Source organism: Winogradskyella sp. (assembly GCF_045105575.1).
Lineage (GTDB): Bacteria > Bacteroidota > Bacteroidia > Flavobacteriales > Flavobacteriaceae > Winogradskyella.
The window spans coordinates 47,893-71,643 of the sequence record NZ_JBGCDQ010000027.1 but is presented as its reverse complement, the minus strand read 5'-3'; the positions used below and the strand labels follow the sequence as shown (position 1 = coordinate 71,643).

At 34.8% G+C, this 23,751-nt stretch carries 18 protein-coding genes; 14 read left to right on the top strand and 4 right to left on the bottom strand.

From position 1 onward, the window contains the following. Window positions 1-291 precede the first annotated feature (291 nt). From porU to AB8B52_RS06995, 10 genes are all read left to right on the top strand, one after another. Window positions 292-4,149, top strand: coding sequence for a type IX secretion system sortase PorU (porU, locus tag AB8B52_RS07040; protein ID WP_406026588.1), 3,858 nt, complete (start codon window positions 292-294; stop codon window positions 4,147-4,149). 337 nt (window positions 4,150-4,486) lie between these two features. Further along, the gene (porV, locus tag AB8B52_RS07035) at window positions 4,487-5,761 is read left to right on the top strand and encodes a type IX secretion system outer membrane channel protein PorV (protein WP_406026587.1); all 1,275 of its coding nucleotides are present in this window, start codon (window positions 4,487-4,489) and stop codon (window positions 5,759-5,761) included. Between the two features lie 117 nt (window positions 5,762-5,878). Then, window positions 5,879-6,361, top strand: coding sequence for a cytidine deaminase (cdd, locus tag AB8B52_RS07030; protein ID WP_406026585.1), 483 nt, complete (start codon window positions 5,879-5,881; stop codon window positions 6,359-6,361). A 112-nt stretch (window positions 6,362-6,473) separates the two neighbouring features. After that, window positions 6,474-7,475 (top strand): pyruvate dehydrogenase (acetyl-transferring) E1 component subunit alpha, encoded by a 1,002-nt coding sequence (gene pdhA / locus AB8B52_RS07025; RefSeq protein ID WP_406026583.1) that lies wholly within the window; start codon window positions 6,474-6,476, stop codon window positions 7,473-7,475. A 3-nt stretch (window positions 7,476-7,478) separates the two neighbouring features. Then, window positions 7,479-9,119: a pyruvate dehydrogenase complex dihydrolipoamide acetyltransferase gene (locus AB8B52_RS07020; protein ID WP_406026581.1), complete on the top strand. Its 1,641-nt coding sequence runs from the start codon at window positions 7,479-7,481 to the stop codon at window positions 9,117-9,119. A gap of 177 nt (window positions 9,120-9,296) precedes the next feature. Then, on the top strand, window positions 9,297-10,031 hold the full coding sequence (locus AB8B52_RS07015; RefSeq protein WP_406026579.1) for a hypothetical protein: 735 nt from the start codon (window positions 9,297-9,299) through the stop codon (window positions 10,029-10,031). A 91-nt stretch (window positions 10,032-10,122) separates the two neighbouring features. Next, window positions 10,123-11,109, top strand: coding sequence for a M28 family metallopeptidase (locus AB8B52_RS07010; protein WP_406026578.1), 987 nt, complete (start codon window positions 10,123-10,125; stop codon window positions 11,107-11,109). Beyond that, the gene (locus tag AB8B52_RS07005) at window positions 11,102-11,785 is read left to right on the top strand and encodes an SDR family NAD(P)-dependent oxidoreductase (RefSeq protein ID WP_406026576.1); all 684 of its coding nucleotides are present in this window, start codon (window positions 11,102-11,104) and stop codon (window positions 11,783-11,785) included. Before AB8B52_RS07010 ends, AB8B52_RS07005 begins: the two co-directional genes overlap by 8 nt. Next, window positions 11,786-12,427 (top strand): HAD family hydrolase, encoded by a 642-nt coding sequence (locus AB8B52_RS07000; RefSeq protein WP_406026574.1) that lies wholly within the window; start codon window positions 11,786-11,788, stop codon window positions 12,425-12,427. A 91-nt stretch (window positions 12,428-12,518) separates the two neighbouring features. Continuing rightward, window positions 12,519-16,502 carry an FG-GAP-like repeat-containing protein gene (locus AB8B52_RS06995; protein WP_406026572.1) on the top strand — a complete coding sequence of 1,328 codons (3,984 nt, stop codon included), beginning with the start codon at window positions 12,519-12,521 and terminating at the stop codon, window positions 16,500-16,502. On the opposite strand, the gene AB8B52_RS06990 is transcribed toward AB8B52_RS06995, so the two are convergent. Both AB8B52_RS06990 and AB8B52_RS06985 read right to left on the bottom strand, forming a co-directional pair. Further along, on the bottom strand, window positions 16,499-16,984 hold the full coding sequence (locus AB8B52_RS06990; RefSeq protein ID WP_406026570.1) for a hypothetical protein: 486 nt from the start codon (window positions 16,982-16,984) through the stop codon (window positions 16,499-16,501). The two genes, AB8B52_RS06995 and AB8B52_RS06990, sit on opposite strands and share 4 nt — an antisense overlap. Continuing rightward, window positions 16,981-17,871: a hypothetical protein gene (locus AB8B52_RS06985; protein WP_406026568.1), complete on the bottom strand. Its 891-nt coding sequence runs from the start codon at window positions 17,869-17,871 to the stop codon at window positions 16,981-16,983. The genes AB8B52_RS06990 and AB8B52_RS06985 overlap by 4 nt, the downstream gene beginning before the upstream one ends. Before the next feature lie 122 nt (window positions 17,872-17,993). Here AB8B52_RS06985 and AB8B52_RS06980 point away from each other — a divergent pair, with 122 nt between their 5' ends. The 4 genes from AB8B52_RS06980 (at window position 17,994) to AB8B52_RS06965 (ending at window position 22,143) form a co-directional block, all read left to right on the top strand. Then, window positions 17,994-18,830 (top strand): DUF4349 domain-containing protein, encoded by an 837-nt coding sequence (locus tag AB8B52_RS06980; protein WP_406026566.1) that lies wholly within the window; start codon window positions 17,994-17,996, stop codon window positions 18,828-18,830. Window positions 18,831-18,855: 25 nt separating this feature from the next. After that, window positions 18,856-19,464 (top strand): SprT-like domain-containing protein, encoded by a 609-nt coding sequence (locus AB8B52_RS06975; protein WP_406026564.1) that lies wholly within the window; start codon window positions 18,856-18,858, stop codon window positions 19,462-19,464. Next, complete coding sequence (locus AB8B52_RS06970) at window positions 19,464-20,561, top strand: mannose-1-phosphate guanylyltransferase (RefSeq protein ID WP_406026562.1); 1,098 nt, start codon at window positions 19,464-19,466, stop codon at window positions 20,559-20,561. The genes AB8B52_RS06975 and AB8B52_RS06970 overlap by 1 nt, the downstream gene beginning before the upstream one ends. An 88-nt stretch (window positions 20,562-20,649) precedes the next feature. Beyond that, window positions 20,650-22,143 (top strand): DUF389 domain-containing protein, encoded by a 1,494-nt coding sequence (locus AB8B52_RS06965; protein WP_406026560.1) that lies wholly within the window; start codon window positions 20,650-20,652, stop codon window positions 22,141-22,143. A 1-nt stretch (window position 22,144) separates the two neighbouring features. Here AB8B52_RS06965 and AB8B52_RS06960 read toward each other — a convergent pair whose 3' ends face one another. Next, window positions 22,145-22,912, bottom strand: a complete 768-nt coding sequence (locus AB8B52_RS06960; RefSeq protein WP_406026558.1) for an ABC transporter ATP-binding protein — start codon at window positions 22,910-22,912, stop codon at window positions 22,145-22,147. Between the two features lie 2 nt (window positions 22,913-22,914). Next, entirely contained in the window at window positions 22,915-23,664 is a 750-nt protein-coding gene (locus AB8B52_RS06955; RefSeq protein WP_406026556.1) for an MlaE family ABC transporter permease, read from the bottom strand. Window positions 23,665-23,751: the final 87 nt, after the last annotated feature.

The window sequence follows — 23,751 nt, the reverse complement described above, 5'->3', positions numbered from 1 at the left end:
AACGGATTTTTTTCAATTTATCGATGTATTTTGCTCTTTAATAACGGCTATGGAAATGAATTATTGTTGTATTTTTGAAATAAAAATTGTGAGGTCATAATATCGTGCTTTAATAGCCGTTATTTTATAGTAAAATTCCTTTTTTGTACCATTTTAATCAAAATAGAACATTCTACAAACGACTAAAAAACGAAATGAATACATGAAATGAGCATGTTAAAAATTTTATTATCCAAGGAAATGATTATTAACGAACAACATGTGTCAGCTAAAAGCACTACATATACATACATGAAAAATTGTTGCTTAATGACTTTCTTACTATTAGCGCTGTTCTGTTTTGGTCAGCAAAAGCAATTCAATATTAATTGGAATGGGACTATAGTTTTAGAAACAGCCTACAACAAAGTTGAGGTGCCTTCTTTCGATTCTAATCATTTTAGCTATACTGAAGATAAGGGATTAACCTTTTTTGCACAATGGGAAAGTAATGGAGGCCAAGTGGATGAGAATTCAGTACAATTAATAAATGTGAGTTATGAAGCTATTTCGGCTTCTGAACTTAAAAGTCTAAATACTAACCTTATTCCAAATGCACCAGAATATAATTTAAACAATACCAATGCGCGAGGACAACGTGGTTACTACTTTCAATTAACACCTATTATAAAGGACAGAGGGACTTATAAAAAAATCACAGCATTTACAATAACATATAATCTTAGTGCTGGTCGTTCTACTACTAGCAGTTCCAATACAAATACAGTGACGAGTTCAGTCTTAAGTTCCGGACAGTGGTTTCGTTTTTACATTGTAGAGTCTGGTATATATAGATTGTCTAAAAACTTTTTGAATAGTTTAGGGATTAATACCAATGCTGTAGATCCTAGAAATATTAAGATTTATGGTAATGGAGGTAGAATGTTACCTTATGAAAATGCAGCAAATTATCCTTTTGATGTGGTTGAAAATGCTGTAAAATTCGTTGGAGAAGCGGATGGAAGTTTCGATAATAATGATTTTATTGAATTTTATGGCGAAGGGCCTAAGACTTACAATGAAGAAAGTGAAACCAATTTAAACCTTTATACCGACCAAACTTATTATTACGTTAATATTAGTTCTGGAAATGGTAAACGTATTCAGTCGATGCCAACTATTAATGCACCAGCAGATCTTCAAATTAACACATTTCAAGATTATCAATTCTATGAAGTCGATGAAGTGAACTTGGCGAAGTTAGGACGAAAATGGTTTGGTGATGCTTTTGATGTTGAAAATGAGCGTTCTTACGAGTTTCAATTTCCAAACCTTGTCAATAATGTTCCTGTGGATTTAAAAGTTGTGGTTGGATCTGTTTCAGAAGTCGATACCAGAATGAAGGTTAGTGTTAATGGTAATGAAGTGGCAAATCCATTATTGGGTACAATTACACCAGGCTCGGTCTTGGGTTCTGATCGCACAGTGGATGAAGAACTTCTCATTAATTCTGATGCTGTAACCGTAACTTTAGAGTATAACAACAATGGCAACCCATCGGCAAGTGCTTTCTTAGATTATATTAATATAGAAGCCACCAGAAGTTTAATTTACGAAGGAGGCCAAATGGTTTTCAAAAATAGAGAAGTGATTACCAATCCTGGTATTGCCCAATATAATTTGTCTAGTACGTCTAGTGTATCCGAAATTTGGGATATTACAGACCGTTTCAATGTAAGGAGTTTTACAAATACGAATAATGAAAGCACAATGGCTTTTAAGGCGCAATCTGGTGAAGAAAGAACGTATGTGGCGTTTTCTAATTCAAGCGTTTTAGAACCGATAAGAGATGCAAGATCAGTGGTTGCCAACCAAGATTTAAAAGGAACAATTTTTAACAATGCGCAAGGTCAGTTTGAAGATATAGATTACCTTATTTTAGCACCAACGCCATTTGTGGCGCAAGCAGAGCGCTTAGCACAAATTAATAGAGCACAATACAATCTTAACGTAAAAGTTGTTGATTTGCAAAGTATCTACAATGAGTTTAGCACAGGTAGCCAAGATATTGCAGCACTGCGAAATTTCGTTAAATATGTTTACGATAATGCCAGTACACCTGCTAAAAGATTACAATATTTATGTCTGTTTGGTGATAGCTCTTATGATTATAAGAATAGAATTCGAAACAATACCAATTTAGTACCATCGTGGTATTCTAAATCTAGCTTTAGTTTGGTAACTTCTTTTGTCTCAGATGATTTCTATACATTGTTAGATGATGACGAAGGAAATGATTTATTGGGTAGTGATCGTATGGATATCGCTGTTGGTAGAATTTTGGCAGAAAATGTACAACGCGCTAAAGAAATGGTCGATAAACTGCAAGCGTATTACCAAGAGGAAGCTTATGGCAGCTGGAGAAATAATGTGGTATTAATTTCAGATGATGTCGATGTTTCAGGAGAAAGAGCACTTCAAGAGACTACAGATGCTTTAGGAACGGCTTTAAATGAAGGAAAACCATTTATAAATGTGGTGAAGATCCATTCCGATGCTTTTGAACAAGAATCTTCAGCAGCAGGTGATCGATACCCAAAAGTGAATAAAGCCATTAAAGATGCTATTGAAGTTGGAGCTTTAGTGGTCAATTATTTCGGACATGGAGGCGAAGATGGTATTGCCAAAGAACGTATTTTCGATAAGTTTGAATCTCAAGAAGTGAATAACATTTGTAAATACAATCTATTTATAACGGTGACTTGCGAGTACACTAAATTTGATGATCCAAGCAGAGATACTGCAGGTGAATTTACCTTTTGGAATAAAACAGGAGGATCTATTGGTTTAATTACGACAACACGACAAATTTTTCTTAACGTAGGTAGAAGATTCAATGAGGAGTTAGATGATTATTTATTTGCTTTCGGTTCTAACAATTATCCTTCAGCAGCTGAGGCCTTGCGATTAACTAAAATAGATAATAATATAGCTGGCTCAGAACAAAAGCGCTTGGTCTTCTATATTGGTGATCCTGCTATGAAATTGGCCTTTGCAAAACCAGAAATTAGATTAACTAAGGTCAATGATGTTGACATTACACAACCTATAGATACGCTAAAAGCATTAAGTTATACAAAGCTAGCAGGCGAAGTTGTAGATGTTAACGGCAATTTACTCACCAACTATAATGGCATACTTACGGCTACGGTTTTCGATAAATCAATTCAGCGACAAACCCTCGGTAATGACGGAGCAACGGATGCTGATGGTGTCATTATTATGGATTTCACAACACTAGGCGAAGTCATTTTTAAAGGTCAAGCAACGGTTACTAATGGGTTGTTTGATTTCGATTTTATTGTGCCAAGAGATATTGTTATTCCTGTAGGTAATGGTAAAGTCAGTTTTTATGCGCAAACGGATAATCCACTTTCAGATCAAGCAGGTTCTAATTTCGATGTTAAAATTGGTGGCATTAATGAAAATGCTCCAGAAGATAATATTGGACCTCTAATTAATCTCTTCATGAATGACGAAAACTTCGTTTCAGGCGGTATTACAAACGAAGCACCAAATTTATTGGTAAAGCTTCAAGACAGTAATGGTATAAATACGGCTAGTGGCATTGGTCATGATATTACGGCTATTATTGATGGAGATGCAACGAACCCAATTGTACTCAACAATTATTATCAGGCCAATATTGACGATTATACCAACGGAACCGTAACGTATCCATTTAGAGATTTAGAGCCAGGCTTGCATACCTTAACGTTAAAAGCTTGGGATGTGTATAATAACTCTTCAACGGCAGAGATTCAATTTGTGGTATTCGATAAAGATGAAGAACTGGTCATTAATAATGTTTTAAACTATCCAAATCCTTTTGTGAGTTATACCGAGTTTTGGTTTAATCATAATAGCACAGAACCTTTAGATGTTTCGGTACAAATATTTACAATATCAGGTAAATTGGTACGTACTTTAAACGGACAAACTTCGGGTGGCAGTAAAGCCGTAAGTTCATTATCTAAAGATATTGTTTGGGACGGAAGAGACGATTTTGGAGATAAAATAGGAAAAGGTGTCTACGTTTATAAACTAAAAGTGAAATCTAACCGTTTAAATAAACAAGTAGAAAAAATTCAGAAATTAGTAATTCTTTAAAAGTTGAAAGAAATTTCTTTCTGATATTAACAAATCGAGAACCTTTTAATACCGAAAAACTTTTTTTTTAGAAAAGTAGTCCAATTGGTAGTTTTTCGGAATAAATTGCCAATAAGAATGAATTATCATGAATTTACAGCAAAACCAAAAAGTTTAAATCATTTCTTAAATAATAATTTATATTTGTCAACGATTTAGTACTACAACGTTGGTACAACTATTCAAAAATTGAACATGAAACGAGCATGCTAAAAGTTTTATCACCCAAGGGAATGACTCATAGCAAACAGTCCCGATAGTTATCGGGATAGCCGTTAAAAAACAATAGATAAAATACATGAAAAATTACATAATACTATTTATCGCCTTGGCGACAATAACTCAGAATTTTGGACAAGAAACCGTTCAAATTATCCCTAGTAATTTTGACAGCCGTGTCATTACAACCGGTTTACCATTTATGCTCATTGCGCCAGATGCAAGGTCTGCTGGATTAGGTGATATGGGAGTGGCAACGTCTGTAGATGGGTTTTCACAACAATACAATCCTGCAAAGTATGCGTTTTCAGAAGCGAAACAAGGAGCAAGTTTAAGTTATACTCCGTATTTGTCGAGATTGGTGAATGATATTTCATTAGGTTATGTCACGTATTTTAATCGCATCAATGAGGTGAGTGCCTTTTCGGTGGGTTTAAAATATTTTTCTTTAGGTGAAATTCAACTAACACAAGGACCTACTGATGACGGTATAGCTGTACAACCAAATGAATATGCTATTGATGCAGCGTACTCCTTACGTCTAAGCGATCGGTTTTCAATGGCTGTAGCTTTGCGTTATATGAGGTCGGCATTAAGAATTGACACCGTAGATCCTAATGCAAGTCCAGGAAGTACCTTTGGTGCTGATATTACAGGTTATTATCAAAGTGAAGAAGAAGCTTATAGTGATTTTAATGGCCGTTGGAGAATGGGTTTTGCTATTCAAAATTTAGGACCACGATTTAGGTATGATGATGGTGGACAAGAAGTATTTCAACCTACCAACTTAAGATTAGGTGCTGGTTTCGATTTTATTTTCGATCAATACAACAAATTAGCAGTAACAGCTGAGGTGGCTAAATATTTAGTGCCAACTCCTCCAATACGTGGTGAAAGGATTGTTTTTACAGATATTGGTGGTCCAAACGGAGAACCAGATGGAATATTTGATCCAACCGATGGGGATTTTCAGACTGAAGCGCAAGAAGCAGCTTCGCAAGCAGACACCATCCTAGAGGGTCAAAGTACGGATGTCAGTTTCTTAAATGGAGTCTTTCAATCTTTTGGTGATGCACCAGGAGGTTTTAGTGAAGAATTAAGAGAATTTACTTGGGCTCTAAGCGCAGAATATACGTATCAAGAAAATTTTGCATTCAGAGCAGGTTATTTTAATGAAGCTAATGATAAAGGGGCTCGTAAGTTCTTTGCCCTTGGAGCAGGTTTTAAGTATACCACTATAAATATAGATTTATCGTATTTATTTTCAGCCGCACAAGTTCAGAGTCCACTAGAAAATACCTTGCGTTTTTCTCTGACTTTTAATTTTGGAGATGGTGAATACAATGAATATTAAAACTGAATCATAAAAAATTAAGATTTAAAAACTATTGTTTCACCAAGCAATAGTTTTTTTGTCTCATGTCAATTCAAAATTTTGTTTTAAATTAAGCTATTAATTAAATAGAAAAGAATGAAGGAAGTTAAAATTGAAACCACACTACAGGTCTATACAGATCTCAATGAGCTTCCTAACGATATTCAAAATTTAATGCAAGCCGCTATAGAAGCTAGAGAAAATGCTTATGCTCCCTATTCTAAATTTAATGTCGGAGCGGCTATTTGGTTAGATAATAATGAGGTCATCATCGGTAGTAATCAAGAAAACGCTTGTTATCCTTCAGGTTTATGTGCCGAGCGTACAGCCATATATTATGCAGGCGCAAAATACCCGAAAGCCAAAATCTTAAAAATGGCTATTACAGCCTCGTCTCAAAATCAGGTAACAGATAAACCAATTCCACCTTGTGGATCATGCAGACAATCTATAGCAGAATACGAAATAAAACAAGAGGCACCTATAGAAATATATTTCATGGGAGCAAAAGGCAAGGTTGTAAAATCAAAGTCATTGGCTAATTTATTGCCACTTCTTTTTGAAAGTTCAGTATTATAAGGTTTTCATTGCACTAAATTCAGTAATCGCTTATTTTTTTACGATATACTGTTTCTTCATTATTGTCTAAAGTGTTATTTTTGTTATTCTATTTTAAAGAACTCATCAAGAAATGCAAAAAATAACGAAAGAAGTTTACCTAAAGTGGTATGAGGATATGCTGTTTTGGCGAAAGTTTGAAGACAAACTCGCAGCAGTTTATATTCAACAAAAAGTTAGAGGATTCCTTCATTTATATAATGGACAAGAAGCCGTTTTAGCTGGTGCTTTACATGCCATGGATCTTACAAAAGACAAAATGATAACGGCTTATCGTAATCACGTACAACCCATTGGTATGGGAGTAGATCCAAAACGTGTTATGGCAGAATTATTCGGGAAAGCAACAGGAACTTCTCAAGGTCTTGGAGGCTCTATGCATATTTTTTCTAAAGAACATCGTTTTTATGGTGGTCATGGTATCGTAGGAGGTCAAATTCCGTTAGGTGCTGGTATTGCATTTGGCGATAAGTATCACGACAAAGATGCCGTGACTATCTGTTGTTTTGGAGATGGTGCAGCACGACAAGGGTCTTTGCACGAAACTTTCAATTTAGCCATGCTTTGGAATTTACCAGTAGTTTTCGTTTGTGAAAACAACGGTTATGCTATGGGAACTTCAGTTGAACGTACAGCAAACCATACCGATATTTGGAAACTTGGTTTGGGTTATGAAATGCCTTGCGGACCAGTAGATGGTATGAATCCGATAAAAGTGGCTGAAGCTTTTGATGAAGCCATTCAACGTGCCAGAACAGGTGGCGGACCAACATTTTTAGAAGTAAAAACGTATCGTTACAGAGGTCATTCTATGTCTGATGCACAACATTACAGAACAAAAGATGAGGTAGCGGAATACAAGAAAATTGATCCGATTACTCAAGTAAAAGATATTATTTTAGATAAAAAGTATGCTACAGAGGCAGAACTAAAAGTTATAGACAAACGTGTAAAAGCTGGTGTAGCCGAATGTGAAAAATTTGCAGACGAATCGCCATATCCAGAAAAGAGCGTTATGTACGATGTTGTTTACGAACAAGAAGATTACCCATTTATAGACCATAAAATTAAGTAGACAATGGCAGAAGTAATAAATATGCCGCGTTTGAGCGACACTATGGAAGAAGGAACTGTTGCAACTTGGTTAAAAAAAGTTGGTGACAAAATTGAAGAAGGTGATATTTTAGCTGAAATCGAAACTGATAAAGCCACGATGGAGTTCGAATCTTTTAACGAAGGTTACTTGCTTCATATTGGTATTCAAGAAGGAGATACTGCTAAAGTAGATACACTCTTAGCCGTCATTGGTGATGAAGGAGAGGATATTTCTAGTTTATTGTCAGGGGACGCTAGCGTTGAAAAATCTGATGCTAAGACTGAAACTACTGATGAAGTAAAAGCTATTTCAGATGAAGAGACTAGTGCGTCAACTGATGAATTACCAGAAGGAGTCATCGTAGTTACCATGCCACGTTTAAGTGATACCATGGAAGAAGGAACTGTGGCAACATGGCTAAAAAAAGTGGGTGATGAAATAGAGGAAGGAGATATTCTAGCTGAAATCGAGACCGATAAAGCAACCATGGAATTTGAATCTTTTCAATCAGGAACGTTATTAGAGATTGGATTAAACGAAGGTGAAAGTGCCAAAGTAGATGCTCTATTAGCGATTATTGGCCCAAAAGGGACTGATGTTTCAAGTATAGCTAAAAACTTTAAGCCTGCAGGCAGCGCACCGAAAGAAGATGCAAAGCCTGAGCCTAAAAAAGAAGCTCCAAAAGTAGAAGCAAAACAAGAAGCGGTTAAAAAGGAAACTCCGAAGCCAGCTACTTCCAATACAAGTGCGACGTCCACCTCAGATGGAGGTCGAATTTTCGCATCACCTTTAGCTAAAAAAATGGCTGAAGAAAAAGGCATTAACTTATCTCAAGTTAGTGGTTCTGGTGAAAATGGAAGAATTGTAAAGAAAGATATAGAAAACTTTACTCCTTCTGCACAAGCGACGTCACTTGGTAAATTTGTACCATCCGGTCAGGAAGATTTTGATGAGATTCCAAACTCAAACATGCGTAAAGCAATTGCTAAAAACTTAGCAAAATCTAAATTTAGCGCACCACATTATTACTTAAATGTGGAATTTGATATGGAAAATGCGATGGCATTTAGAGTGCAGTATAACTCTATTCCAGATGTAAAAATATCTTATAATGACATGATTGTTAAAGCCTGTGCTTTAGCATTAAAACAACATCCACAAGTAAATTCTCAGTGGTTTGATGATAGAATGCAGTTAAATAATCATGTACATATTGGTGTCGCAGTTGCGGTACCAGATGGATTATTAGTACCTGTAGTTAAATTTGCGAATGAGCAAAGTTTAACGCAAATAGGTGCAGCTGTTAAAGAATATGCTGGTAAAGCTAGAAGTAAAAAGTTAGCTTTAGATGAAATGGAAGGTAGCACATTTACCGTGTCTAACCTTGGTATGTTTGGTATCGATAGTTTTACATCGATTATCAATCAGCCTAATTCTGCTATCTTATCCGTAGGTAATATTGTTGAAAAACCAGTGGTTAAAAACGGACAAATTGTTGTAGGTCATACGATGCAATTATGTTTAGCTTGTGATCATAGAACGGTCGATGGTGCTACAGGAGCGCAGTTTCTTCAAACGCTAAAAGGCTACATCGAAAACCCTGTAACGATGTTAGTACAATAAATATATAAGTGCTTTTTTGAAATTGTTTCAATAAAGCAAGCTTCATAATAGAATCCTGATTTGTCGCAATAGTTATCGCAATTCAAATCAGGTTTTTTTTGATTAATTTATTATTATTAATAGTACATTTGTCTGCTTGAATAATTCATATTCAGGTCTTAATAAAATTATTAAAAAATGAAAAATTTAAAAGGACTAGTGTTAATGACATTCATATCGCTTTGTATGTTAGGTAATGCTCAAAAGAAGAAGGTAGCAGTAGTTACATTTTATGCAGATAAAATGATTGACTTGTCAGCATTAAGTGCCTCGGCAGATTTGCTTGCTAAAAACACAAGCTTAAGTGATGATCCCGATTTTAATTTAACTGCGCCACTTAATAAATTACACGAAGCATTTTTTAGTGAATATGCTGAAAATTTTGATTTTGAGCTTATCGCAGAAGCAGATGTTTTATCTAATGAAAAATATAAAGCATTTATTCCAACTTATGAAGAAGCTGGCAGTATTAATAAGAATGTTGCTTCTACCGTTTCAATAGAAGGCTATAATGTGATTCCGACGTACAGACAAAATGTTAAGGATTTAAAAGCGGTAGCCGAAGATTTAGGAGTAGATGCCATTATGTTTATTAACCTATCATTTGGATTTGTAAAAACAGGTGTGGGTAATTTTGGTTATGTTAGTATTCAAGCTCGTTATAGTATGGATTTATTTACAAAGGATAATAAAAGTATTTTTCGGTTTAACGAGGTAGCTGGTTCTTCAAAAAAAGCGGTTATGGTAGCAGGCGTTCCTGTAATGAGCACTGAGAAAATACAACCAATGTGCGAGGATGCTGTAGATAATCTAATGGAAGATCTAAATAAAAAAGTAAGTCGTTTAGCTAAAAAGGCAAATAAGAAAATGTAAACGCTTCGCAGCAGAATAAATAAAAGGTTTAAATCCTGTTTCATTAGTTTGATACAGGATTTTTTTATCTTTAGACTCAAATAGATTTATGATGAAAAAAATATTTTCAATAGCCATGTTTGCACTATTAGTTTCTTGTGTGGCCATACAAAGAGGCGCAGATGGCGAGCCTGGTAAGCCTGGTGCAGATGCATACGGACCCGCTCCTAAAATTACAAAAGAAGCCATAAGAGCTAATATGGAGTATCTGGCTTCAGATGCTTTAGGTGGTCGTGCCACAGGAACTGAAGGTTTAGAAAAAGCGGCTGTTTTTATTGAAACCTATTTACAAAAAAATAATATCAAGCCTTATTTTGAAACCTATCGCGATTCTTTCAAATTAAATGATTTAGATGGTTATAACATTGTCGGTGTGGTAGAAGGTAATGATCCAAAGCTTAAAAATGAATTCATTATTCTAGGAGGTCATTACGATCATATAGGAAATGGAAAAGTCGTTGAAGGCGATTCTATTGCCAATGGAGCAAATGATGATGCTTCGGGTACCTTAGCAGCTATGGAATTTGGACGCTATTTTGCTAAAACCAAAATCAACAAGCGCAGCATATTAATTACGTTGTACGATGCTGAAGAAATGGGACTTAAAGGTTCTGCACATTTAGCGGCACGTTTAAAAAAAGAAGGTATCAATGCTTATACCATGATTAATTTTGAAATGATTGGTGTGCCAAGAGCAGCAACAGAAGTAATGGCTTATATGAGTGGCTACGAACGTTCTAATTTTGCAGAAACACTAAATACATATGCAGGAGAAGAGGTTGTTGGTTTTTTTCCAAAAGCCAAAGACTTCAACTTGTTTATGAGATCAGATAATTTCCCTTTTTATAAGGAATTACAAATTCCTGCGCATGCCATTTCAACCTTCGATTTTACAAATTTCGATTACTACCATCATGTCGATGATGAAGCGGATAAAATGGATTATGACCATATGTTAAATTTTATAAACAAAATGATTCCTGCCTTAGAAGGTATGATGAATGCACCAACTAAAGAAGTCGTATTAAAAGATGAGTAAAAATATAATTATTACAGGAACAAGTAGAGGTATAGGGTTTGAACTCGTGCACCTTTTCGCTAACCAAGGACATAACGTTTTGGCATTATCTCGTAATGCAAAGCCAGTAGCTAATCTGCATTTTGATAACATTACTTCCCTCGCTTTCGATCTTTGCAATGAAGCCGATTATGAGAAAGTCTCAGATTTTGTAAAAAAGGAATGGAAGCATGTTGATATTTTAATCAATAACGCTGGTACTATTATTAACAAACCATTTGCTGAAACCACATTTAAAGATTTTGAAACTGTATATAAAACAAACGTCTTTGGTGTTTCCGAATTAACCCGAACAGTTTTGCCATTTATAAAAAACGACGGACACGTCGTCACCATAAGCTCAATGGGTGGCATTCAAGGCAGCATGAAGTTCCCAGGCTTGTCTGCCTACAGTTCTAGTAAAGGTGCAGTGATTACTTTGGTGGAATTATTAGCTGAAGAGTTTAAAGAAACTGGACCACAATTTAATGTCTTAGCATTAGGTGCTGTTCAAACTGAAATGCTCGAAGAAGCCTTTCCTGGCTACCAAGCTCCAACAACGGCCAAAGAAATGGCAACCTATATTCAAGATTTTGCATTAACAGGAAATACCTATTACAACGGTAAAGTACTACAGGTTTCTAACTCTACTCCTTAGATGTCCAAATATAAATGTATCATTTTCGATTGTGATGGCGTCCTTGTCGATAGTGAACCTTTAGGCAACCAAATTATGGTCGATATGGCTAATGAGTTGGGTGCAACTATTAATTTGGACTATGCATATCAGCATTTTAAGGGGAATGCACTCAAAAATTGTATCCATCAAATTTCTGATTTAATTAGTGGTGAAATACCGTCTAACTTTGAGTCGGAATATCGGAGACGTTCGTTTAATTTATTCAAAAGCGATATCAAACCGATAGAACATGTTTTAGATACGCTTAATAACCTAACACTACCATTCTGCGTCGCATCGAGTGGACCTGAAAATAAAATTCAACTCAATTTAGAATTAACAGGTCTTTGGCCTTACTTTAAATCTAATGTGTTTAGTTGTTATGGCGTTCAAAAATGGAAACCAGATCCTGCAGTTTTTCTCTGGGCTGCAGAAACAATGGGTTTTCAACCTTCAGAATGTGTTGTCATTGAGGATAGTTTGGTAGGAGTACATGCAGCTATCTCAGGAGGATTTGATGTGTTTGGCTTTACAGCACACGATTATAAAAACGAACTACAGAAATCAGCAACCAAAACATTTGACAGCTTTTTAAAGCTTCCAAAATTGTTAGAATGTTAAGCAGATTTTTTATATTTAGAAAAAAATTGTCATGATTAAAGGCTTACCTGTCTTTAGCGTTTCTTTTTGTTGCCTTATAATAGTCTTGTTAATGCACAACTCTATTTGCGCACAAGTCTTTGAGCGTGTCGAAAATACGGTTGGTTTAGGGATTTTAGAGGAAAATAATGGCGTAGCTGTGGCAGATTATGATGGTGATAATGACCTTGATATTTTTGTTGTAGCCAAGGCAAAGGACGATCCTAATAGCCAAAAAACAATAAGCCGTTTATTTAGAAATGAGAATAATGGAGCATTTACAGATGTTACAGAGAGTGCAGGCTTCGACAATTTGTTATCCCAAGAAGAAGGTGGAGATGAGTTCTTTGGGCTAGATGGCCATAAAAGCGGAGCATTTTGGGGAGATTATAATAACGATGGTTTTCCAGATTTGTTTTTAACGTATTCTTTCAAAGTACAATTGTGGAGAAACCTTGGTAATGGTTCTTTTATCAATATCACGTCAGTAGCAGGTTTTGAGGCTACCAATGCTTGCCGAAATATGGGAGCCACTTGGTTCGATTTTAACAATGACGGATTTTTAGATATTTATATTAACGATTGGGATGAGTGCGATAGCAATCAGCTTTACCTCAATAATGGCAACAGTACATTTACAGATTTCACGGTTGCAACAGGTATCCAAGCCACGGAAGGTTTAGCGAGTTATGCGGCATTTCCTTTTGATATTAATGACGATGGCTTTATGGATCTGTTGGTGTCTAATGACTTTGACGAAGCCAACAATCTTTACATTAATACTAATGGAAACTCATTTACAGATGAAGCGGCAACCTATGGTCTAGATACTATGGGAGACGATATGGGCATAACCATAAGCGATTATAACAACGATGGCGATTTTGACTTTTTTATAACTGCAATAGACAATAATTTCTTTTTGCAGAATGATGGAAATAATACGTTTGAAGAGGTTGCAGATGCCTTAAATGTAGGAAATACAGGTTGGGCTTGGGGCACCCGATTTTCAGATTTCGATTTAGATGGTGATGAAGATTTATTCGTAGCCAATGGTTATGTATTTCAAGATAGAAGCACGGAGCCAAACTTTTATTTTCGAAATTTAACAGTACAAGGACAGGAAACGTTTGAAGATGCATCCGTTGAATTGGGATTAAATGACCTGTCTATCAGTGTTGAAGCTATTGATTGGGACTATGATAATGACGGAGATATAGATCTCTTTGTAACCAATAGTGATGGGTCTTCGTTTTTTTATGAAAATAAGATTCTAAACTTTGATGATACTGACCCTTCTTTACATTGGTTTAAAGTAAAATTAGAAGGCACAACATCAAACCGTGCTGCTATCGGAACAACATTAACGCTTACCACTACCAACGGAACCCTAAAACGCTATTATTCTGGTGTTGGTTTTCTCAGCCAGAGTTTACAAGCCGTTCACTTTGGATTAAACGATGCTACGTCAATTACAGAACTACGAATAGAATGGCCATCGGGTTTGTTGGAAACATTTACCGATTTAGATACTGACATCACGATTAAAGCTACCGAAGGTCAAGGTTTTGAGATTTTAGATATTTTGCCAAGTCAGAAAATTGATGGTTGTACGGACCCAATGTCTTGCAGTTATAATCCTGAAGCGACACTAGACGATGGCTCTTGTACGTATTTAGAATCGCAAGCCATAGTAGGTAATACCAACAGCTCGTTTTTACAAACAGAAACGTACACCTATAATATTGCTCAAGAATCAAGTGCAAATTGGCAAGTTGAAGGAGGTGAGATTTTAAGCGGACAAGGCACTAACGAAATTACCGTAACATGGGGAATTTTTGAAAGTGGTTCCGTTTCGGTTTTAGAATCCGATGCGGAATGTTCTGGTCTTTCAGTTTCAATAGATGTTGCTTTAGGTGTGGAAGATATACCAGAAGATATTTCTATTGCCAGACTCTGGAATGAAGCGCTATTATTCGCCATAAGAAACGATTTTGCAAGGCCAACCATTCATGCCAGAAACCTATTTCATACGAGTGTAGCCATGTATGATATTTGGGCAATTCATGATGAAGCGGCAAAACCTTATTTAATAGGTAATACGGTTGATAATTTTACCAGTGAAGTTGAAGATTTTATACCCATTGAAACCAGAACAGAATCTCAAAAACGAGCCATAAGTTATGCGATGTACAGACTACTAACACATCGTTTTCAAAATTCGCCAGGAGTAGAAGTTTCTCAGGCAAAGTTTGATTTAATCATGGAGAAATTAGGATATGATATTAACGTATCGTCCTTATTATATCAATTTGGAAATGCTGCGGCTTTAGGCAATTACGTAGGTCAGACTATTATTGATTTCGGATTGCAAGATGGCTCTAGAGAAGCCACAGGTTATGATAATGCTTATTATGAACCTGTTAATGTACCATATGCACTCGATGCTAACGCAGGTGTAAATCCGCCAATAAACAATCTCAATCGCTGGCAACCGCTAGCTTTAAACATCTTTATAGACCAAGGAGGTAATATTGTTGATGAGGATACTCCACCTTTTTTAAGTCCAGAATGGGGAAATGTCTCTGCTTTTGCACTTACTGATGAAGATAAAGTCACTTACCAAAGAGATGGTAATGATTACCATGTGTTTTTAGATCCCTCAGATCCACCTTATATCAGTCTCACTGAAAATAACAGTATGAGTGATGCTTATAAATGGGGATTTTCCATGGTGTCGGTTTGGCAATCTCATTTAGATAGTAATGATGGTGTCCTCTGGGATATTTCTCCAAATTCCATAGGAAATGTAGATATCAGTACCTTTCCAACAAACTATGAAGACTATCCAAGTTTCTATGATTTTTTTGAAGGAGGAGGCAGCAGTAATGGTCATACCTTAAATCCTGTAACACAAGCTCCTTACGACGTTAATTTGGTGCCTCGTGGAGATTACACGAGAGTATTGGCTGAGTTTTGGGCAGATGGACCAGATTCCGAAACTCCACCAGGCCATTGGTTTACGTTATTAAATTATGTGAGTGATCATCCACAGTTTGAAAAACGTTTTCAAGGCGAAGGAGATGTATTGCTTCCGTTAGAATGGGATGTAAAATCATATTTCGTTTTAGGAGGTGGTATGCACGATGCAGCGATTTCCGCTTGGAGCGTAAAAGGTTGGTACGATTATATAAGACCAATATCTGCATTACGTGGTATGGCAGCACTAGGGCAAAGTACAGACCCATCCTTAGACAATTACCATCTTGGTGGAATTCCATTAATTGAAAATTATATAGAAGTGGTAATACCTGGAGATCCTTTAGCAGGTTTTGCAGGTCAACATTTGGGTAAGATTAAACTCTACACTTGGAAAGGTCATGATTTTATTGGTGATACCGAGACCGATCAAGCTGGTGTGGACTGGATTTTAGCCGAAAATTGGTACCCTTACCAAAGACCAACCTTCGTAACTCCACCATTTGCAGGATATGTTTCCGGACATTCAACATACTCCAGAACCGCAGCAGAATTATTAACCATGATGACTGGCAGTGAGTTTTTTCCAGGCGGACTTGGTGAATTTGTCGCTAAAAAGAATGAGTTCTTAGTATTTGAAGAAGGCCCTTCTGTTGATGTGGTTTTGCAATGGGCAACTTACAGAGACGCGTCTGACCAAACCAGTTTAAGCCGAATTTGGGGAGGCATCCATCCACCAGCAGATGATATTCCGGGTCGTTTTATTGGGCAAGCTGTTGCAGAAAAAACATTCAGTTTTGCAGTGCCTTATTTTAATAATAATGCATCTGTAATACCACTTTTAGAAGAACAGAAAATTTATCCCAATCCAACAGTGAATAGAGAACTGTTTATAACCAATTCAGCAGCTACAGACCTTATTGAAGTATTTGATATTAGAGGACGAAAAATAGAAATTACCAATAGACGTTTTAACGATCAAAGTAATACAACGTCAATAGAACTCAATGCAGCAGCTATAGGTTTGTATATGTTGAAGGTGAATAATAATAGTTCGGTGATTGTGGTTAAGGATTAAAAATCGTGTTTAGTAAAATCAATTTTTATTGAGTTAACAGTTAACCCTTCTATAGTTATAGCTTTCTTTTTTATTATGGCTTTTAAACTATCTGTCCTCTCTATGTTGTTAGTTTTTAATTTATAAGTGAAATTAATGTGTGATGTAGAATCATTTATAATTTCTATGTTGCCCAGCTGTTTTAAATCCTTTATGGTTATGGTACTTGGATTTTGTTCACTATTCAAAACTATATTCTGGGTAATTATAGAACTTATTTTTGCAGATGATTCAAAATCTTCATTTTTTTCTAAGAAGTAAACTAAATCATAAGTTTCTTGAAGTTTTTCTTCTATAACATTTAATTCGCTATAATTGGGTTTGTTAAAGTCAAATTCAATAGGAGACGAATCGTCTGTAGATATAGTTTCCATTTCGGAAAGTTCAGTTGTATTGTTACAGCTAAATACTATTAGAATTAATAGGAATAGGTATCTTTTCATTCTACAATAAATTTTAGTTTTACAATTTTACCATCAACATAAGATTTACTTAGAATTTTCATCTGTTTTAAGCTTTTAGTTGGTATTGTAAGCTTATTTATAAATTCGTCTTTTGTATATAATTCAATTCCTAAATTATTTGGATACACTTGGAAGATAACAGCATTACTAGCAAAAATAAAGTCAAGATTTTTTCTGTGTTCTTTCCAATTAATGAGTTTTTTATTAGAATAGTAATCGAGCATCAGAGCATAATCGTCTGTGCTTAATTTTACGGTACCATTGTTAAGGTTGTTAATAGATTTTATAACAGTATCTGTTTTATGGTAGGGAGATTGTACAACAAACGTAACGTAATCTTTCTTTGTTTTATAAGTAATACAACCATTACTGTCAGATTTTAAATAAATAGGTGTTTCATTGCCATTGATAATTTTCACATCCAACGTTATGTTTTTTATGGGTAAACCATTAATGTCATTTACAAAGCAAAAATTATAAGTGTTAGATTTGTTTAGCGTCCAAAAAGTAATTACAGAAACAATTAATAATATAGGTAATGCATAAAACAACAAAGACTTTGATTTTTGATTGTTTTTCTGAGTTGAAGACAGCTTAAATTCAGACCAATTCTCAAATCCAACATATTGACTTAATAAGTTGAGCATATCAACTCGAGGTAATTTTTCGGCTTCATTTTTAAAGTAGGTGTAAAACCATTTTTCACTAACACGCGTTTTTACTTTATCTAATAAATCTTCTTGAAATAATACAATATCATCACCAGTCCATTGCTTAACATCTTTAGAAACCTTATTGGTTTCTGAGAATGTTTTAACAACAGATGCTTTCAGCAGGTTTAAATAATATAAGTCGTTAGACTCCAAATAAGAATGGTTTTTAATGGTTTTGAGACTTGTAAAGGATATACAATTGTTTTACAAAAGCTTTACAGTCGGTTTTTTCTATTCACTTATAGATTTGATTAAAATCTTAAAAATAGAAAATTATGAAACGTAAATCATTAAAAATTGTCTTAAACTTATTTTTAGCCGCTTTAGTGTTAGTTGCTTGTAATCAATCCGAAATGTCCGAAAAACTTGCGGTAGAAAGTGTTGATGTAACTACAAATTTTAAAGCGATTGAAACAGATGACATTTTAGACAAAAAGCCAAGGGAAGAATTTAAAAACTTAAAAATCATCAAATCTGCAAATGTAAGGTATAAGGTAACAGATGTGAAACAAGCAATGGCAAAGATAAAACGCATCTCTAGAAACTACAGTTCTTATATTTCGGATTTAAGATTTGAAAATAATCTTTATAAAAAAGAAAATAGATTCACTTTAAAAGTACCTTCAAAAGATTTTGACGAGATTATGGATTCCATAAGTACTGTTGCTGAATTTATTGAGTATGAAAATATGACTACTAAAGATGTGACTTCAGAATTTATTGATGTAGAGGCTAGAATGAAAACCAAATTAGAGGTTAAAGAACGATATGAATCCATTCTTAGAGCTAAAGCAAAAAGTGTAGACGAGTTATTGAATGTTGAAGAAAAATTACAGCATATTCAAGAAGAGATTGAAGCCAGTCAAGGACAATTAAAGTATCTTTCAAATAAAGTTGCTTTTAGTACTATTCAAATCGATTTATATGAAACTGTTGCTTTCAAAGAAGAACCTAACACATATGAAAAATCATTTTTTTCTGAACTTAAAGAAGGTTTTGTTTCTGGGTGGGATATTTTAAAAGTAGTTTTTATTGGTCTGGTTTATATTTGGCCATTTATAATCATTGGAATAGTAGGTTTTGTTATCATCAAAAAAAGAATTAAAAAATAAGGATTTATCCCTTATTTTTGTTTTGATGCAAACACCACTTCTAAACTTCATTCCTATTTCGGCAAAACCAATGATTACTACTCTTTTAGCTGTGGATGGTTTAACGGTTAAAGTCAAAAATGAACGCAAAACGCGTCATGGTGATTATAGAGCTTTACCAAATGGGAAACATCAAATTACCGTGAATTCTAATTTGAATTGTTATCGATTTCTTATCACACTAATTCATGAAATCGCGCATTTTGAAGCTTATAAAACTTACGGAAGATTCATTAAGCCGCACGGAAAAGAGTGGAAGCAAACCTTTCAGCATTTAATGTTACCGTTTTTAAGTCCAGATATATTTCCAACAGAATTATTGCCTTTATTAGCCAATCATTTTAAGAATCCAAAAGCGTCTAGCGATACAGACACGCAACTCGCCTTTGCCTTAAAGCAATTCGACGAAAGTAATGATAAGACCTATGTGTTTGAAGTATCTTTGAATCAAACTTTTAAACTCTATAATGGTAGAATTTTTAAAAGAGGAAACAAAAGAAGAAAACGTTACGAATGTGTTGAGGTTAATTCAGGTAAATTATATTTGTTTAACCCAAATGCAGAAGTGGAGGTTTTAGATAAAAACATAAATTGATGGATAGCAAAAACAAAAATTATTACGCCATATTAATGGCAGGAGGTGTAGGTTCAAGATTTTGGCCAGTAAGTACACAAGATTTCCCGAAGCAATTTCACGATATGTTAGGAACAGGAGATACCCTGATTCAGAAAACATTTCATCGTTTGGCACAATTAATTCCCGAAGAAAATATATTCATATTAACCAATGAGCGTTATAATGATTTGGTTTTTGAACAATTACCGATGGTCACAAAACGCCAAGTCGTTTTAGAGCCAGCGATGCGAAACACAGCACCTTGTATTTTGTATGCGTCTTTAAAAATTCAGAAGGAAAATGAAGATGCACTTATGATTGTAGCACCTAGTGATCACTGGATTGAAGATGAACACGCATTCTCAAATAACGTAAAAACAGCCTTTGATTATTGTGAAGCTAATGATGCATTAATGACTTTAGGCATCACACCTACATTTGCAAATACAGGTTATGGCTATATCGAATATGATAAAGAGCGGTCACTGAGCGTAGCCGAAGTGAAAGCAGTCAACCAGTTTAGAGAAAAACCAGATTACGAAACGGCAAAAACATTTTTAAATCAAGGTAATTTTTTATGGAATGCCGGAATTTTTATGTGGAGTGTGAAATCAGTGATTAAAGCATTTAAAAATAATCAACCCGAATTATTTCAACTGTTTGAATCTGGCATAAGCGTCTACAATACAGAATTTGAAGACGACTTTATTAAAGAAAATTATGGCAAGTCGGAGAACATCTCGGTAGATTATGCACTCATGGAAAAGAGTGAGAATATATATGTAATTCCGGCAACATTCGATTGGAATGACTTAGGAACTTGGGGAAGTCTTTACGATAAATTAGATAAAGATGACAATAGTAATGCTGTGGTAAATTCTAAGGTATTACTAGAAGATTCTAGCGGAAATATGATTCGTTCCAAAGAAGGGAAAGTCGTCGTTGTCGATGGACTAAAAGATTACATAATTGTTGATAAAGACGAAGTTTTACTTATCTTTCCTAAAGCTAAAGAGCAAGACATAAAAAAAGCACTTCAGAATGTGAAAGCTAAATTTGGAGCATCTTACGGCTAGCCTTGCAGGATTTTAGAACCATAACCTCTTTGATGTCAATTTTCAAATTATGGAATTTGGGATTTAAAAATTGGAATTTTTTAAAATTATGAGTGACGAAAGTAAATTTAATTTTTCTGAAGAAGAAGAGCAGCAACAGCAAATCAATAAAGATAAAGCTGTTGAAGAGAAAAAAGACGCTGTAAAAAAAGATGCTCAAGGTTTATTTGCGAGTATAAAAACCTTTATGAGTGAACTTCTTGATTTTAGGGATGACACTGATAGAGACGCGACAATTACAGCGATAAAAGCTGATATTCCTTTTAAAGGAGCAACCGCTTGGATTTTGGTGTGTTCTATTTTTGTGGCCTCTATAGGTCTTAATGCAAATTCTACAGCAGTCGTTATTGGTGCCATGTTAATTTCGCCTTTAATGGGACCTATTTTAGGTGTTGGTATGTCACTAGCCATTAATGATATTGATACTTTAAGAAAGTCATTAGTGAACTTAGCAACGATGATTGTGTTGAGTTTACTAACTGCTTTTCTATTCTTTTGGTTATTCCCGTTGAGTGAAGAAACTTCAGAACTTCTGGGAAGAACACGTCCAGATATTAGAGATGTACTCATTGCCTTTTTCGGTGGTTTAGCTTTAATTATTGCCCGAACCAAAAAAGGAACTATTGCCTCAGTAATTTTTGGTGTTGCTATTGCCACAGCATTAATGCCACCATTGTGTACAGCAGGTTATGGTCTAGCAGAAGGGAATTGGAGTTATTTTGGTGGAGCTATGTATTTGTTTACCATCAATACGATATTTATTGCCTTGGCGACATTTTTAGTATTAAAGATTTTGCGTTTTCCTATGCTTAAATATGCAAATTCAGCAAAGCGTAAACGTATTTCTAGAGTGGCAACACTTGTGGCCATAATTGTAATGGTTCCTGCAATTTGGACGTTTTTATCAGTTCTAAAAGAAAGTACTTATAAAAGAGACTTTGAGAATTTTGTTAAAAACAATATTGAGAATAATGACAATCTCTGGTTACAGCGAAAAAAGGATGATTTAGATCCTGATACAAAAACCATTCGTTTGCATTTTAATGGTGACGTTAGTGATGAAATGGTTTCAGCTTTGCAAAATCATAAGTTGCAATATGAAAGCATTAAGGATTTTGAATTAATTATTAATGCGAACAAAACCAGAAGTGCAGATCGTTTAAGTCAATCTCTTGATCGCGCGTATGCTGATTTAGATCGAAAAGATAATGTCATTGATGGGCTTCAAAAACAAATAACACAATTAGAAACTAATATTTCTAATCTCAATAAAGTTATAGAATCTAAAAACACCAACCAGAATGCGGTGTCATTTAGTGCTTTGTCTCGCGATGCAAAAGTAAGATTCAATGATCTTGAGTTTTTTGGCTATGCTAAGATGTTAGAATCTAAAGATTTTATAAATATTGATACAGTAGCTGTGGCTAATGTGAGATGGAAAGTCGCCTTGTCTGATAGTATGGTTGTTATAAAAGAACGCGATTTACAGAAATGGTTAAAGAACGAACTTAAAGTAGATACGGTATTAATCCGAAGAAACTAAATTATGCGTTTTCTTCCAGATACATTTTGCGTACTTTTTTAAATAAATTAGAAGAATAAACAAAGTCGGTTACCACTTCATTATCGGTTCTAAAGATGGTTTCATTAGACCCTTCCCAAGCTTTTAAACCATCTTTAAGAAAGACGATTTTTTCACCAATTTCCATAACAGAATTCATATCATGAGAATTGATAACGGTTGTAATACTAAATTCGTCTGTAATTTCCTGAATAAGGTTATCAATAACAATGGCTGTTTTTGGATCTAAACCAGAATTAGGCTCATCACAGAATAAATATTTTGGTCGGTTAACAATGGCTCTCGCAATCGCCACACGTTTTTGCATACCACCAGACGCTTCACTCGGCATCTTGTGATGTGCATTATCTAAGTTAACACGTTTTAAAACTTCATTGACCCGATCTTCCATTTCGCTTTTACTCTGTTTGGTAAACATACGCAACGGAAACATGATATTTTCGGCAATGGTCATAGAATCAAACAAAGCACTGCCCTGAAAAACCATGCCTATTTCGGCACGTAAAGCACGTCTTTCGTTAGGACTTAAATTCTTAAAAATTTTTCCATCATAAGATATAGAACCTGCTTCGTATTCAAATAAACCCAATAAGCATTTTAAAAACACTGTTTTTCCCGAACCACTTTGACCGATAATTAAGTTGGTCTTACCTTTTTCAAAAGACGTGGTGATGCCTTTCAAAATATGAGCATCTCCAAACGATTTTTGTAAATCCGTAACTTGTATCATAATTAGCCGAGCAATAAACTGGTTAGTAAAAAGTTGGTAAGTATAATCATTACACTCGTCCAAACGAATGATGTGGTACTTGCTTTTCCAACTTCTAAAGCACCACCTTTCATAAAATAACCGTAGTAAGAAGGTATGGTTGCTAATAAGAAGGCAAAGATAAACGTCTTTAAAAATGCATAGATAAAATGAAAGGGTATAAAGTCCATTTTCACACCTTCAATATAATCTTCCATGGTGCCATAGCCACCGTAAATACAAGCAATAAGACCACCAACAACGCCTAAAAACATGGCGATAGAGATCACAAAAGGATAAAGAATTAATGCAATAAATTTAGGAAACACCAGGTAGTTTATCGCATTAATGCCCATCACTTCGAGCGCATCAATTTGTTCTGTAACACGCATGGTACCAATACTAGATGTAATAAAAGAGCCCATTTTACCAGCCATAATTACAGAGATAAACGTAGGAGCAAATTCTAAGATGATGGATTGTCTCGTTGCAAAACCAACTAAGGATTTTGGCATTAGAGGACTCGTCATATTCAATGACGTTTGTATGGCAACAACGCTACCAACAAAAAATGAAATAAAAGCTACAATACCTAAAGATCCAATAATTAAATCATCAATGTCTTTTAAAATTAAAGGTTTCATCACAGACCATTTGGTAGGTCTACGAAATATATCCTTAATCATTATAAAGTAAGTGCCTATATTATGAAGGTAAGTTGTTGGGTATTTCATTACTGTAAAAATATAAAAAATGATTAGGATATTGCCTTAAAATAAAATTAAGATGATTTAAAAATTGTATTTTTGAAATGAAAATTA